Raw genomic sequence first — 14,597 nt, forward strand, 5'->3', positions numbered from 1 at the left:
AAAACATTACCATGAAAGCATATACACCATCCAAATATCCCGTTTTTGAAGCAGACCAGGTGCTCAGTCAAAAACATCTGAACCGTGCCATAAGTTACCTGGAAGAGCAGGACAGGCTTACCCGCGCAGGCGGAATCGGAATCGGAATTCTCTGCGGGCTGGACATTTCACACCCCAAACCGAATCAGATCACCATAAGCTGCGGAACCGCCATTACTTCCCTGGGATATCAGATTCAGTGGGAAGAGCAGACCTTCAGCTATTATCATTCCATAGAGCTGTCCTCTGATTTTTTAGCACCTACTTTTATAGATGGTGAATATCTGGATATGATTTTCCCGTACACAAAAATGTATGAACCGCTGAAAAAGTCTATAGAACTGCTCCCGACAAATACCCTGGAAGCCGACAGGATTGCGATTCCCGATCAGTTTTTCGAAAATAAAATAGTTGTTCTTTTACTGGAAGCTTCTTTAATCGATGAAAAAAACTGCGTCACCACCAATTGTGATGATAAAGGCAAAAGAATCGAATTTAAAATCCGTCCGTTACTTATTTCAGTGGATAAGCTGAACGCTTCCTTATTCCCGGAATATCCAAAAGAAATATCATTTGAAAAAGTTTCTTTACCTAGATACAATGTTCCTTACAACCCGTTAATTACCGGAACACAGGTCTTGAACGAATTCAGGAAAATTGTCAGCAGTTCTACTGTTGATACCCTGTCCAATAAGATCAGCGAGGTTTATAAACATTACAAACAACGCATCAGTCCTAACGTTGATTTTAATGCTCTGGAAAATGTTAAAACCACTCTTGAAACCATTATCAATACCCATAAAAATACAATCAATGTACAGTATTTATGGGATTGGATGTTTGATATTGCTGCTGCATATAATGAGATTGTAGACTTCAATATTCAAAATCCGTCCTTATGCTGTGTGGATGTAAGCATGTTTCCTTTTCATATTGTTGTCGGGGAAGCTGACGGTTCAGGTACTGAATACCGAACTCCTTTTTTCTCAACACAAAATACATCAGGAAAAAATGACAAGAAAAAACAGGAGCTCACTTTATTATTTGAAAGACTCGTTCATATTATAAAATCCTGGAAAATACAGAACAACGGTATTAAAGTAACGCCTTCCGTGTATGGAGATATTCCGCTTTCCGGAAAGTCAATCCCTTTTTATTATGAGGGGATTTTAGACTTAAATAAAAAATGGAGCCCTAAAAAAACGATAAAAAATAAAAACAACGAAATACTTTCTTATCATTCTGAAATACCTGGATATACCAACCTGGATAATGTAAAAAAACCTTTGCTTTATGATCTTGAAACATTTAATTTCTTCAGAATTGAAGGCCATTTGGGTAAAAAATATACTGATGTGGCTGAAGAGCTGAACATTATTAAAAACAGTTATAATCTTCCCTTCAAAATCACGGCTTTAAATGCCATTAATTATATCGGAAAAGAACTTGACATATCTAAATTTGAAGGCAGATGGGATGATCTGGAAACCGATTATGACCTGGCAAGAAAAAGACTGTATAACATCACGGAGTTTGTCATCAATTGGATCTCACAAAATAAAACCACTCTGGTTAACCAGAAATTATTAACGAATGAAAGTATCGACAGCTTTAAAAATATACTGCAGCAGATCAAAAATCTACTCACCAATGACCTGAAAGATTTTCTGCCCAATTTCATAAGCTTCAATGAGGTTTTCAAAGAACTGAACCAAATATTCCTGATGCACAGATTCTGTATTCAGTTTCTGAATAAAGACAAGCTGTCAATGATTGCGGAAGACCTGATAGACCGTTTTGATGATATCAATGAATTGTTTTTGGAAGATCCTTTTGCCGTTATTTTTGAAGAATCACAGATCAGATGGCAGAAAATATTTAAAGATTTATTCTTTTCAACCTTTATCCAGAAACATCCCGGAATTGATCATAAAGCCGGAGTTACCAAAGGCGGAACTTTTATACTGGTTTATGTGGACAGTTCCGTATTTAAACCTAAAACTCCTGTAAAACCATTATATCAGTTATTGGAATCTATAAAGATTTATAAAAAGGGATTTAACCTGGAAGAGAGTGTGATGCAGGATATTACTTCAAGCATTAAATTCAAAGATTATACTTCCCAGATTGTAAACCCGCCGATTGAAGAGCTCGATAAATGTAAGCAGGAAACGGAAAATATCAAAGCCAATATCCTTAAACTGGCAGATTATAACCTGTCTCCGGCATACACCAAAGAAATGAAAGCTTATCTGTTGGGAAATCTTTCATATGCCATGCAGTATTATTATCCTAATCAGCAGCCTCAGGATATTCCTAACCAGCAACTGGTCATTGCAGATTTTTTCCTTCCGTACCTGTGTTGCGGAGAAGGAAATACCATTGAACTGAAAATCGAGAAAAAAGACCCGCTTTCCATTTCATTGAATACCCTGAAATACTGTAATACCGACGATAAAGAATATGAAATAACCGTCAAAGGCAATACCGACGGAACTTTTACAGGAACCGCCAAAGACGCAGTGATTAAGAGAAGCGATAAATTCTTCCTTCAGCCTAACCACGCATCAATCGCAAGCCCTGCAAAATATACTTTACAATACGAAAGCGAAGGCGAGGTGAGCAATACCCTGGAATTTGAAATATTCAAGCCTGTTGAAATCTCTAACTGGAACGCTGCCAGAAACTCCAGAGATATTAATGCCTTTGAATTTACCAATTCCGACCAAAGTGATACCCATGAATATGAAATAGACTTTGGCGATAAATCAGATAAAATAACCACTGATAAAAAATTAGTCAGACACACATTCCCTTTCAATGAAAAGGTGAAAACATTTACCGTAACCATCAGACAATTAGGCGAAATATGTGACAATATGCAGAAAATCACAGTTGCTGCCGTCAGAGATTTCAACAATCCTGATTTTAATGACAAAGATTTCGATACTCAAAAATAATAACCACTTTAAAACTTAATATCATGGCAACAAGAACCGAAGTAGAAACAAGAATAGCAGCTATCAACGATAACGGAAATAATACGGCAAAAGAAGTACGCGATGTACTCACCAGTCTGCTGGATTATACAGAGAATACGGATAACGGCGCACAATTACCTTTATTTGATCTCTGGGATCAGAACCCCGTTGAAGACCCTAAAGGAACGGCAAGTTTATGGTATTCTTTCAGGGGAATAGAAAAAACAACCGTCAATTTTACGTTCAGATTGCTGATAAGAGAAGCATCTGTTACCAGCTTCCAGTTTCAGCCGGATCCTAAAATCATAGAGACACTTACCCCGCTTTTTCAGCAATATCACAATACGGTCATGTCTTTTGCCGTACCTGTAACGGATATAGAGAAAAAAACATGGCGGGTATGGACCCTGTTTTTCCGGCTTGTGGAAAACACATTAAGGATCAGCTTAAGACCAAACCCTTTTACAACCAATGAGATTATAAGGGCAGGAGATGAAGTTTTCACCTCAATCCAGTTTCATTGTCCGCCGTTTAATTTTGACGAAAAGAAATAAATAATGCATCTTCTCGGGCAACATATCATCGATGTTCAGTGCTCTTCCCAGCCTTTGGGAAAGGAGATACAGAATACGTTATCCGATCTGCTGGAGAAAACATTCTATCCTCAACTTGAAATTTTATTAGACCGGTATTCCGTTCAGAATTATAACTGGGAAATAGATCATTTAAGCGTCCAGCTGCCTGACATTTCTCAGAAAGAATGGAAAAAAGAGCTGATAGAGCAGTCATTGATTCAGGTCGAAGAATATCTGAAGAATAATTCCATAACTACAAAGTCCAATATCAACGAAAAAATTCATGTAGAGCAGGGCTTCATACCACAAGCTGCATATCTTGAAAATATTTTCACTGAATATTTAAAAACAGGAATCCTTAAAGAGAATTTATTTTCAGATCGTATTGATGAAATCATAGCAGCAATAGAAGTGTCCGAAGTTTTTATCAAAGAACTTCTTACGGTATTATACGAAAATAAAAAAGCCCTTATACGGTATTATTTTAATGTCCCTGATTTTTTTAAAGAAAAAATTAAATATGAACCAGTAAATAACTATATTTATGATGATTCAATTAAAATTTTTAATTTTTTAAACAGTAATACCGAATTTTATTCTACAGAAGAATTGGAATCCTATATTGAAGCAGCAGGATTGTACTCTGAAAATAAAAAAGAGAATTATTCATCATCCGAAAAAGATCATCACCCGGATTTTGAAAAAAATAAACTGAATCATCAGGAACTCAACGGGGAAAATACTCCGGATACTGGGAAAACCATAGAAAAAAATACAAAGAGCACCGAAATTACTGAAGATCAGGATTCATTCATCAACGTTAAGGAAACCCATCTTCAGGAGAAACAAGAAAATACTGATCTTACAGAAGACAGCAAACAAAGAAAAATAAAAGAAAAAAGTAGCAGATCAACCAAGTCTTTTCAGCAATCAGAGAAAAAATTAGAAAAAAACCATTATACGGTTTTACCATCTTCATCCCTTTATATTGAAAATGCAGGCTTGGTGATTCTCCACCCGTTTCTTCAGACTCTTTTTAAAAAGCTGAATCTGTGTACAGAAAACGACTGGAAACAAAAAAACAGCCAACATAAGGCAATTATGATTACCCAATACCTGGTTACCGGACAGGAAATTTTCTTTGAAAACGAACTGGTTTTAAATAAACTTCTCTGCGGCTTTCCTATAGATGATGTCGCTAATACCAGACTAAAAATCAGCAAAAAAGAAAAAGAAACCTGTAATGATTTATTATCAGCTGTAACAGAACATTGGTCCACATTAAAAGGATCATCTGTACAGGCACTCAGGGAAACTTTTTTACAGAGATCCGGTAAATTATCACTCAACACTCAATCTTCCTCCGAATTGTGGGTAGAAGAAAAAGGTGTCGATGTTTTGTTAGCCGGCTTGCCCTGGGGAATCGGAATGATTCAGACTCCATGGATGGAAGCCTTTCTTAATATTTACTGGAGATATTAACCCCAAAAAAAACAAATAATCATGATAACAGCACAGCAAAAATCAAAAATATTACAGGTCATTAATGTTTTTGAAACAGGAAGTAAAGAAGGTAAGTATGACACTCTGGTCATTTATGCCGATGGCAAAAACGGAACCCGGCAGATTACTTACGGCAGAAGCCAGACCACCGAACAGGGAAACCTGAAAGCCCTGATTGAAATGTATATTGCAAAAAAAGGCCTTTTCGCAGAGCAGTTCAAAAAATTTGTAAAACTGATCGGAAAACAGTCTTTAGTAGATAACACGGAATTTAAAAACCTGTTAAGAAAATCTGCACGTGAAGATCTCATGATGAGAACCTGCCAGGATGAATTTTTTGATATCCTTTACTATCAGCCGGCTTACCATTTCTTCCAGAAAAACCAGTTCACAAAAGCATTAAGCATGCTGGTGATCTATGACAGCTTTATCCATTCCGGAGGTGTTCCTTCTTTTTTAAGAGAAAGATTTCCGGAAAATATTCCCCTGAACGGCGGGAATGAAGAAAAATGGGTCACCCAGTACGTCAATACAAGACATAATTGGCTGGCCAATCATTCCAGACAGATACTCAGGAAAACAATTTACAGAACCCAGTGCTTTAAAGACCAGATCGCTAATAAAAACTGGGATCTGTCCAAAGAAATTATAGCCAATGGTGTAAAAATAAATTAAGGACATGGAAGCAGTAAAACAACCCAAAGAAGCTGCTGTAACCTCAAAACAAAAATCCACTTTTTTTATGCCTAATCTTCAGAAGAAACTGAGTGTTGGCTCTGCCAATGATTCTTATGAAGCAGAAGCGGATCAGGTTGCAGACAAAGTCATGAAAATGCCGGATTCTTCACCGCAGGTTGCCCATACCGGAGCATTGCTCCAAAGAAAATGCGCAGCTTGCCAGGAAGAAGAGAAAAAGCTTCAGATGAAACCATTATCTGAAAGCATTACACCTTTAATCCAGCGTTCATCAGAAAGTTCCGGAGAATCTCATGCTCCGGATCATATAGAAAGCAGGATCAACGCCAGCAAAGGCAGTGGAAGCCTTATGGAAAACGGAACCAAAAACTTTATGGAACAACGTTTCGGAGCTGATTTTTCCAATGTGAGAATTCATACGGGAAGTGAAGCCGTACAAATGAGCAGGGATCTCAATGCGCAGGCTTTCGCTGTAGGAAATAACATTTATTTCAACGAAGGAAAATACAATCCGGGAACCAGTTCCGGGCAACATTTACTGACTCATGAGCTGACGCATACAATTCAGCAGGGAGGAGGAGTTGCAACAAAAAGAATTCAACGTCTTCCTTTTTCTCACGGTGATCCAATTCATGATCCACTTTTAGATCAATTCAGTAATGACACTGGTTTACCAAGAGATTCTGTATCACAACACGATCCTTTATATGCACAATGGCTGAACAGCCAGAGTATAAGTCCCGGAAATATTACCGGAGGAGTTACCGGTTTACGGATGAATGTCACTTCTACATATTCTAGTTGTGGAGCCTGCCGCGATGGTCTTGAAGCAATCCAGGTTTTTTGGGGAACAAGGCGGACCGATGGTGTTCAGGTTGGAACTCATCAGACTGTATTTCCACCTTTAGCCGCCACCTATGACAGTTTTGTTGATGGAGGTATTAATTCACCTGGTGGAGCAACATATTCCGGTAACCATCCTTACTATATTGGCCTCCCGGCTTTACCTTCCAGTTATGGTTATAATCCTTCTATGGGAAGTGCGGGAAGTGCTTCCGGCTGTACAGTTAATCCAGAAGATGCACCCAGTGCAGCACGTTTACATGATGAAGCATATTTTGAAACTGCTTTTGTCTGTTTAAATTATCTGGGCACTAACCATGACAAGCTACTTGAATCATTTAAGTGGGGATTTGCCAATCGGGGTACTACTTTTAAATCAAGTCCGACAAATGCAGCTGGAGGAGGAATTGTAACAGCATCCTCTCCGAGTACTGAATTTTTGAATACCCTTGCTGCTGACTATCCCGGTTATCCATAAATATTAAACCAATGAATTTATCAGAATACCATAACATCATTAAAAAATATTCAAAAGATATTGATGATAGAAAAAGATTTACCCCAAATGAATATCTAATCATCGGTAAGCTCTGGAATACGATTTGTTATTATGCAAAACTTCAATCAACAAATGATGGAAAAAAATTCTATCGTCTGGTGAGGGATGTGCTGATACCTGAAATGATCAAAGCTCTTGATATGACGGTTTCCAGAGGTTACTCCTTTTATTCTGAAAAGTATGATTTTACATTAGGAGGAATTTTAGAAGAGAGATTCCGGTTTATCATTGAGGACATTGAAATAGATTAATAAGGTTCAATATACCCATTGAAAATAATGGAAAATACTGAATCCTCCCAACTCAATACCCTAACTAAAAATATATGAAATATTATGTTGCATCAACACCAATACAAAAACGGTTCTTTCGAAAATAACAATAATACAACGTTTTTCAAACCCGTCGTTCAGAAAAAACTGAATATAGGCTCATCCAATGATTCCTACGAAGCAGAAGCAGACCGTGTTGCAGACCAGGTAATGAGTAAGCCGGGATCATCAGCTCAGGTAGCACAGAAAGGAACATCCCTTCAAAAGTGTGCAGCCTGTGAGCAGGAAGAAAAGCTCCGAATGAAACCTCTCGCCGAAAGTATAACACCAATGATTCAACGTTCTGCTACAGAAACGGCAGGAGAGTCCCATGCACCGGATCATGTAGAAAGCCGGATCAATTCCAGCAAAGGAAACGGAAATACAATGGACCACAGCACAAAAAGCTTTATGGAAAACAGGTTCGGAGCCGATTTTTCGAATGTAAAAATCCATACCGGGAGTGAAGCGGTACAAATGAACCGGGATCTCAATGCACAGGCTTTCGCTGTAGGTAATGATATTTATTTCAATGAAGGAAAATACAGCCCGAATTCCGATAAAGGGAAACATTTGCTGGCTCATGAGCTGACCCACACCATACAGCAGGGAGGGAATATCAGTAAGAAAATCCAGAAATTAAGTGCTGCCAGTTGTTCTGCCGACTGCTCAGCAAAAGATGGTACCCAAAGTAAGATTGACAAAAATAAACTGGTTATAAATGTTGATAAAGAGGCTGATTTTTTAACCATCCCGCTAAAAAAAGAAAAAGACGGCAGCAAATCCTGGCCTGTAGGTCATTCATGGATAACATTAATTAAAGCAAACGGGGATTACTGGACCTATGGCTTCTGGCCGGAAACCGGTTTTAATTCATCCGAACCTTTTAAAAGTGTAAACGGATGTGTACATCATCCGGATACAGCACATACCGCATCCTCTACCCAGGAATTTACACTGACAGATACGGAATTTGATACCGCCAAAAATGCTGCAATTAATTTTTGTAATACCAAACCTGATTATAATTTATATGATAATCAATGTACAAGTTTTACCAACCATATCCTAAAATCTGTGAAAAAAAATCCTATTGGAGGTTATGGCTTAATATGGGATTCTCCCAATTCTTTATCCGGCTGGATGAACGGAAGTAGGAAAACCTTTGGTATAGGGTATGATTTCAATAGCAATTCTTTTCAAAATCAATCCAGTGGGATTTCATTGCAGGGATCATATGTGCATCAGTTTTATTCTATCCTGGGAAATAAAATCAGATTCCAGTCATTAAACCAGGCATCAATCGGGTTTTCTTCCAAAGCACCTTCTTACCTCAGCTCAAGTCTGCAGATAGAATTCAAGCCTCAGAAAATAGTGTATTTACCCGATTTTTATATTTATGGAGGTGGAGCTGCCGGTTTGCTGTCTCCGAATTCAGGAACAAATGTTTTTGATGGTAATAGATGGGGAGCCGGTGTGCAGGCCGGTGCCGGACTTAACTATAATATTCAAAATTCATTAATGATCGGTTTCGAATATGGATTAATCAAAAACCTTGTAAAAAATGACCCTATACTGCAATCGTTGTCTTTAAAAATAGGTTTTGTTTTCCAATAATATCAATTTTAAGAATTTAATCTCATGCTTTTTACAGATTTAAAAAAATACATCATCAATGCCCTGGCTCCCGGTCAAAACAACTCGGAAATATCTTTTCATAATTATTTCTCCGAAGTTTTAAAGAGGGAAACGAGTCATGAAGAAGCAGCGATTCTATTGATGGCATTGGTTCCTCATGTGCTGCCTCATTTTTTTGATGATATCATTAAGGAGCTTTATCCTGAAGGCGGCGAATTCCCCGAGTTGGGCGGCGTCCGTCTGGAAAACCACAGAGGAATGTTACCTACCGGCGAAACCGTTCAGTATATTTTAGCACACGAAAATATCGAACCCCGTTTAAAAATCCAGCAGCTGTTTGATCCTTCCCATTGGTTTTTTAAAGAGCAGATCATGACAATAGATGTTGTAAAAGAGGGTGAACCCCTGATGAGCGGACGGATTATTTTAAAACCGGAAACCATACACCTGCTTTTATATGGTGAAAAACTGAAACCGAAATTCAGCCCTGATTTTCCGGCCAAAGAAGTTTTCACCCAACTGGAATGGAAAGACCTGATTGTAAATCCTGTCATACAGGAACAGATACACCAGATAAGGCTTTGGGTGAAGCATCACCGGACCTTACGCGAAAACTGGGGGATGGGAAAACATATTCTCCCGGGATACAGAGCGTTATTGTACGGGCCTTCCGGCACAGGAAAAACCCTTACAGCTACTTTGTTGGGCAAGGAATTTCAACGGGAAGTCTACCGGATAGATTTATCCCAGGTCGTATCCAAATACATCGGTGAAACAGAAAAAAACCTGGAAAAAATATTTACCCAGGCCGAAAATAAAAACTGGATCCTGATATTTGATGAAGCGGATGCTTTATTTGGGAAAAGAACCCAGACCAAATCTTCCAATGACCGGTACGCTAATCAGGAAGTGAGCTATTTATTGCAAAGAGTGGAAAATTTTAACGGACTAATCATCCTAACCTCCAATTTTAAAAATAATATTGATGATGCTTTTCTGCGCCGTTTTAACTGCCTGATCAGCTACAAAAAGCCCAGCACAGCAGAAAGACTGCTGTTGTGGCAGAACATTCTTCCTGCAAATATAGCTTTGGAGGATTCGGAAATTTTAAATCAGCTGGCATTACACTACGAGCTGACAGGTGCCCAGATCGTGTCTGCTATGACCTACGCGTGTTTGCAGGCCATTGAAGAAGAAAGCACCGTTCTTAAAAATTCATTTTTATTAAAAGGAGTAGAGGCCGAATATCAGAAAGAAGAAAAAACATACCATTCTATATTTCCCGAATTAAACGGAAGGTAAGATTGATACGGGGCTGCATAGCTTTTGAAGATTTGGCGATGCGATGTTCCCAATGCAATTGCAGATCGCCTTTCATGATCAGTAATGAGCCGTGTAAGAGTGGCAGGCTGTATTTCTGCCGGTGGTCATCAAATTTCCGGAAATCAAAATTCCGGACCTGTCCCAGACTGACGGATGCAATGACAGGGCGGTTGCCCAGTTCACTTTCCTTATCCCGGTGCCAGGCGACCGAATCATTACCATTCCTGTATAAATTAAGCAAAACAGAATTAAACCGGTAGCCGGTAGATCGTTCTATACGCTGTTTTAGTGTCAACAGTTCGGGAAGCCAGGGATTAATCTGAATATCATTGCCCCCCATATGATACCGTTTGTCCTCATCACCATACCAGGCGGTCAGGCGCGGGGTCAGTACCGTTTTATCGTACATTTTCTGTGACGTTTGTTTCCACGGGGCGGTTTCTAACAACAAATTCTGTAACAGTGTTGCTTCATTCGGTGATAAAAAATGTTCTGTGTATTCCAGCAGTTCTTTTGGAAACTGGTAATATTCGTCTGCATTAAATAAGCTCAACTGATCCATGACGAAAGTATAATAGTGAATATAATCTTACAAATTTACTCATGAAATAACAATCCCCGCCAAAAGCAGGGAATCTTGTTTATTTTTCAAACTCTTCTTTTCTGAAACTGACGACTTCATACTCATCATTGGAACAGAATTCGATGCAGCTTGTATCATCAAACTCATCCGGATTCTTCATAAAAGCCTCAATATGTTTCAGGCTTTCTTCAGTATCCGCTGGTGTAATAATCAGATGATGCGTTTTTAATACAGATTCATCAGCTTTCTTAAGAGCTTCTTTCTTATGCTTAACGGCTTCTTTGTAATTCATACTTATATCAATTTACTTTTCAAAAATAAACCTTCCGTTAAATGGTTCGCTCCAGACGATAAAAACACGGTCATCCTCTCTCGTTATTTCTGCAGTCACCACTTCATAGCTGCCGTCTGCTTCCTGTCTTTCTACTATTAAATTGGATCCCAGTCCGATTTCTTCTGTTGTATATTCAATTTTATAATTACCATCTTCGGTTTTTATAAAATCTTCCTCTTTAAAATTCACTTGTGCCATAGTTTAGGTTTTAATTTTATGTTTCGAATTTCAACTGAATTAATTTTGGGAACTATATATTATTTTACACTCATCATTTTTTTTAACGCAAAGCTTTTAAATTCGTCTATTATATTTTTAAGAAAAGCAGCAAAACTGTTATGAAGCATTCTTCAGAAATCTATTTATATAGATTAAAAAACTTTGCTCATCTTAGAATGGGTCCAATTCATAATTTTCTTTGCGATAAAATTATAATTGAAAGAAACCTGAAACAATAAGTGTAAAATAGTATATAGTTACCTTAATTTTAATCAAGAGGTTTTCTGCCCGTAATAATATTATAAAGAATTACAATAATGGCAATAACCAATAAAACGTGAAGTAAATACCCTGTGCTGATACCCGGTACAACATTTAACATTCCTAGCAGCCAAACGATAATACAAATGACTGCGACTAACCATAATAAACTTCTCATAATCGTAAATTTTTAAAGTTATTTATTAAAACCATGCATATTTTATGCCTTTTGTTGTTTAAAAAGTCAATATTTTCATCAGAAATGGAATTATCAAAGATAAAAACCCAAGCAGAAAGCTAAAACATTTATCCGTAAATCCTTTTGTATACCTATAAAAGCCGTTGATATATCATACTCATTTCTTCTTTTCATGAATCTCTACTTTTGATTTCATGAAAAAGAACTTCTTCCTCCGTCTGGCGCTGTCAGTGATCTTACTGATGCATAGTGTGATTTCCATATTCAGCGGTGATGTCAATAATTTCGGGCTTCAGTTTCTGAACGGTATTGGCTTTAACCCGCTTGGACTTTATATCGCATGGGCCGTTAAATTGACTCATCTGGTTTCAGTTCCTTTGCTTTGGTCAGACCGGTACATTAAACCTGTTGCCGTATGCAATATTCTGATTTTTGTTTTCGGGATCTATTACGTTCACTGGCAAAACGGCTGGTTTGTAGTAGGAGGTGGCACCAACGGGATTGAATTTAATTTCCTTCTTATTTTCTGCTTTTTAAATCTCATGTTTCCCAATATCTCATTTCCTCGCAAAAAAACAGGTCGTTTGTAGACAGATGCTTTGATTTCATAGTTTTTATCTTTTTATATTGAGCCGAAAGGTATTACTTTGTAATTTAAATCACATCAGACTTGAAACCCAATATACAGTCAAAATTATACATTCATCTGCTCTTCTGGATATTGTATTATATTCTGGAGGTTTATCTTGATTTTTACTGGTCAAGGTACCAGTTTCCGGAGTTCAGATGGCAGGTGAGGCTTCAGAATACCCTTTTACTGGAGCTGGGATATTTTCTGGTTAAAATCCCGCTTGCTTACTCCTTACTGTACATTTACGAAAAACTGAACATCAATAAGCTTTTGAAGTATATTCTCTGTATTCTTGTTATTATCGCTGCCGTATTGGCGCACCGTTTTTTTACCCATTATATTATTTATCCCTTTATCTACGGAGTTACGGAAACTCTTGATGGCAAGCAACCTTCCGGATTCATCAACGGATTGGTAGCATTCAACTCGTTTATGGATCTCATTTTTATGGTAGGCCTGATATTTGGGATCGAAATTACAAGACAGAAAAACCTGCTGAAAGATCAGATTTTAAAACTTAATTCAGAGAAACTCGATCAGGAGCTTACCATGCTGAAGGCCCAGATCAATCCTCATTTCCTCTTCAATACCCTCAACAATATCTACGGAATGGCATTGAAAAAGGCAGATGAAACCCCCGATATCATCCTCCAGCTTTCAAAAATAATGCGGTACAATATCTACGAAGCGGCAGAAAAAAGTATTTCCGTTGAGAAAGACATAGAAAACATTAAAGATTTCATACAGATTCAGAAAATCCGTCACCGTCATCTTACCGTAAACTTTCATGAAAACATTGATCATCCCGAACAGGAAATTTCACCGCTTATTTTGATTCAGTTTGTTGAAAACGCTTTTAAGCACGGAGTCTCCGAGAGTTTAGGCAATTCCTTCATTAATATTGACATCAGATTGAAAAACGGAATTCTTGATTATTGTATTGAAAATTCCAAAGAAGAAAGACCCAAAGGAAATTCAACCAAAATAGGATTGAAAAACATCCGCAGGCAGCTTGAGCTGATTTATCCCGGCCATATGCTGATTGTAGAGGATAAAAGTGACCGATATATTGTAAAACTAACCATCAACTTTAATGACTCATTCAGCATCTAAAAAATACAACTGCATCATCGTAGAAGACGAACCGATTGCAGCAGAAATTCTTGAAAATTTTGTTTCTCAGGATCAAGAACTCAATCTTGTAGGGAAATGTGCCGATGCCGTTTATGCAAGCAGTCTTTTAAGCATCCATAATGTTGACCTCATGTTCCTGGATCTTAATCTTCCCGTCATAAAAGGATTTGACTTCCTGAGAAAAATAAAAAATCCGCCACTTGTGATTGTTACCACAGCTTACCATCAATATGCCGTAGAAGGCTATGAGCTTGATATTGTTGATTATCTGATGAAACCAATTCCTTACAGCAGATTTCTTACAGCTACCGGTAAATTTAAACATCTGATGGAAGTGGAGGATGCATTGCTTGAAATAGCAGACCGTGATCATATTTTCATCAGCAGCGGAAAAAAACAGATCAGAATAACCCTGCAGGACATCTTTTATATCGAAAGCCTGAGAGAATACATCAGCATCCATACGAAAGCAGAAACTTTCACCATCAAAATGCCTATCAGCAAAATAGAAGAAAATTTAAACCCCAATCTGTTTCTCCGTATTCACAAATCCTACATTATCTCCAAATCGAAAATCGAAGTAAAATCAGCCAACATGGTTCAGATCAATGGCAAAAAGCTTCCTATCGGCAGGACTTACAAGCCTTTGATAGAATTTTAAAATGATATAGATCCTGAAAAACACCTGTTAGCCGGGTGTTTTTATTTTATAGACCTTAATCTGCTGTTGATATATATTTTTTCACACAACGTTGACAATTATTGAAT

Annotated in this window: 15 protein-coding genes; 11 read left to right on the forward strand and 4 right to left on the reverse strand. The window is 37.7% G+C overall.

From position 1 onward, the window contains the following. Positions 1 to 11 precede the first annotated feature (11 nt). The 8 genes from AB8P06_RS11420 to AB8P06_RS11455 all read left to right on the forward strand — a co-directional run bounded on the left by AB8P06_RS11420 (position 12) and on the right by AB8P06_RS11455 (position 10,447). Positions 12 to 2,999, forward strand: a complete 2,988-nt coding sequence (locus AB8P06_RS11420) for a hypothetical protein (RefSeq protein ID WP_369841727.1) — start codon at positions 12 to 14, stop codon at positions 2,997 to 2,999. A gap of 23 nt (positions 3,000 to 3,022) precedes the next feature. Continuing rightward, positions 3,023 to 3,574 carry a hypothetical protein gene (locus AB8P06_RS11425; protein ID WP_369841729.1) on the forward strand — a complete coding sequence of 184 codons (552 nt, stop codon included), beginning with the start codon at positions 3,023 to 3,025 and terminating at the stop codon, positions 3,572 to 3,574. A gap of 3 nt (positions 3,575 to 3,577) precedes the next feature. Further along, positions 3,578 to 5,077: a contractile injection system tape measure protein gene (locus tag AB8P06_RS11430; protein WP_369841732.1), complete on the forward strand. Its 1,500-nt coding sequence runs from the start codon at positions 3,578 to 3,580 to the stop codon at positions 5,075 to 5,077. A 21-nt stretch (positions 5,078 to 5,098) separates the two neighbouring features. Continuing rightward, positions 5,099 to 5,773, forward strand: coding sequence for a chitosanase (locus AB8P06_RS11435; protein WP_369841734.1), 675 nt, complete (start codon positions 5,099 to 5,101; stop codon positions 5,771 to 5,773). A 4-nt stretch (positions 5,774 to 5,777) separates the two neighbouring features. Next, a complete protein-coding gene (locus AB8P06_RS11440; protein ID WP_369841736.1) occupies positions 5,778 to 7,115 on the forward strand; it encodes an eCIS core domain-containing protein in 1,338 nt (445 codons plus the stop codon). Positions 7,116 to 7,126: 11 nt separating this feature from the next. Continuing rightward, positions 7,127 to 7,447 carry a hypothetical protein gene (locus tag AB8P06_RS11445; protein ID WP_369841739.1) on the forward strand — a complete coding sequence of 107 codons (321 nt, stop codon included), beginning with the start codon at positions 7,127 to 7,129 and terminating at the stop codon, positions 7,445 to 7,447. 84 nt (positions 7,448 to 7,531) lie between these two features. Then, complete coding sequence (locus AB8P06_RS11450; RefSeq protein ID WP_369841741.1) at positions 7,532 to 9,124, forward strand: eCIS core domain-containing protein; 1,593 nt, start codon at positions 7,532 to 7,534, stop codon at positions 9,122 to 9,124. Positions 9,125 to 9,148: 24 nt separating this feature from the next. Continuing rightward, positions 9,149 to 10,447 carry an ATP-binding protein gene (locus AB8P06_RS11455; RefSeq protein ID WP_369841744.1) on the forward strand — a complete coding sequence of 433 codons (1,299 nt, stop codon included), beginning with the start codon at positions 9,149 to 9,151 and terminating at the stop codon, positions 10,445 to 10,447. On the opposite strand, the gene AB8P06_RS11460 is transcribed toward AB8P06_RS11455, so the two are convergent. From AB8P06_RS11460 to AB8P06_RS11475, 4 genes are all read right to left on the reverse strand, one after another. After that, entirely contained in the window at positions 10,419 to 11,030 is a 612-nt protein-coding gene (locus tag AB8P06_RS11460; RefSeq protein ID WP_369841747.1) for an alpha-ketoglutarate-dependent dioxygenase AlkB family protein, read from the reverse strand. The genes AB8P06_RS11455 and AB8P06_RS11460 overlap by 29 nt on opposite strands. 79 nt (positions 11,031 to 11,109) lie before the next feature. Continuing rightward, entirely contained in the window at positions 11,110 to 11,343 is a 234-nt protein-coding gene (locus AB8P06_RS11465; protein WP_369841750.1) for a hypothetical protein, read from the reverse strand. Between the two features lie 12 nt (positions 11,344 to 11,355). After that, positions 11,356 to 11,583 carry a glutathione synthase gene (locus AB8P06_RS11470; RefSeq protein WP_369841753.1) on the reverse strand — a complete coding sequence of 76 codons (228 nt, stop codon included), beginning with the start codon at positions 11,581 to 11,583 and terminating at the stop codon, positions 11,356 to 11,358. A gap of 289 nt (positions 11,584 to 11,872) precedes the next feature. After that, positions 11,873 to 12,043, reverse strand: a complete 171-nt coding sequence (locus tag AB8P06_RS11475) for a lmo0937 family membrane protein (RefSeq protein ID WP_369841756.1) — start codon at positions 12,041 to 12,043, stop codon at positions 11,873 to 11,875. A gap of 215 nt (positions 12,044 to 12,258) precedes the next feature. Between AB8P06_RS11475 and AB8P06_RS11480 the strand changes: the two genes are divergently transcribed. From AB8P06_RS11480 to AB8P06_RS11490, 3 genes are all read left to right on the forward strand, one after another. After that, positions 12,259 to 12,654: a DoxX family protein gene (locus tag AB8P06_RS11480; RefSeq protein ID WP_369841758.1), complete on the forward strand. Its 396-nt coding sequence runs from the start codon at positions 12,259 to 12,261 to the stop codon at positions 12,652 to 12,654. A gap of 80 nt (positions 12,655 to 12,734) precedes the next feature. After that, entirely contained in the window at positions 12,735 to 13,808 is a 1,074-nt protein-coding gene (locus tag AB8P06_RS11485) for a sensor histidine kinase (protein WP_369841761.1), read from the forward strand. Next, the gene (locus AB8P06_RS11490) at positions 13,789 to 14,490 is read left to right on the forward strand and encodes a LytR/AlgR family response regulator transcription factor (RefSeq protein WP_369841764.1); all 702 of its coding nucleotides are present in this window, start codon (positions 13,789 to 13,791) and stop codon (positions 14,488 to 14,490) included. The genes AB8P06_RS11485 and AB8P06_RS11490 overlap by 20 nt, the downstream gene beginning before the upstream one ends. Positions 14,491 to 14,597: the final 107 nt, after the last annotated feature.

It is taken from the genome of Chryseobacterium tongliaonense (assembly GCF_041224435.1).
GTDB classification, from domain to species: domain Bacteria; phylum Bacteroidota; class Bacteroidia; order Flavobacteriales; family Weeksellaceae; genus Chryseobacterium; species Chryseobacterium tongliaoense.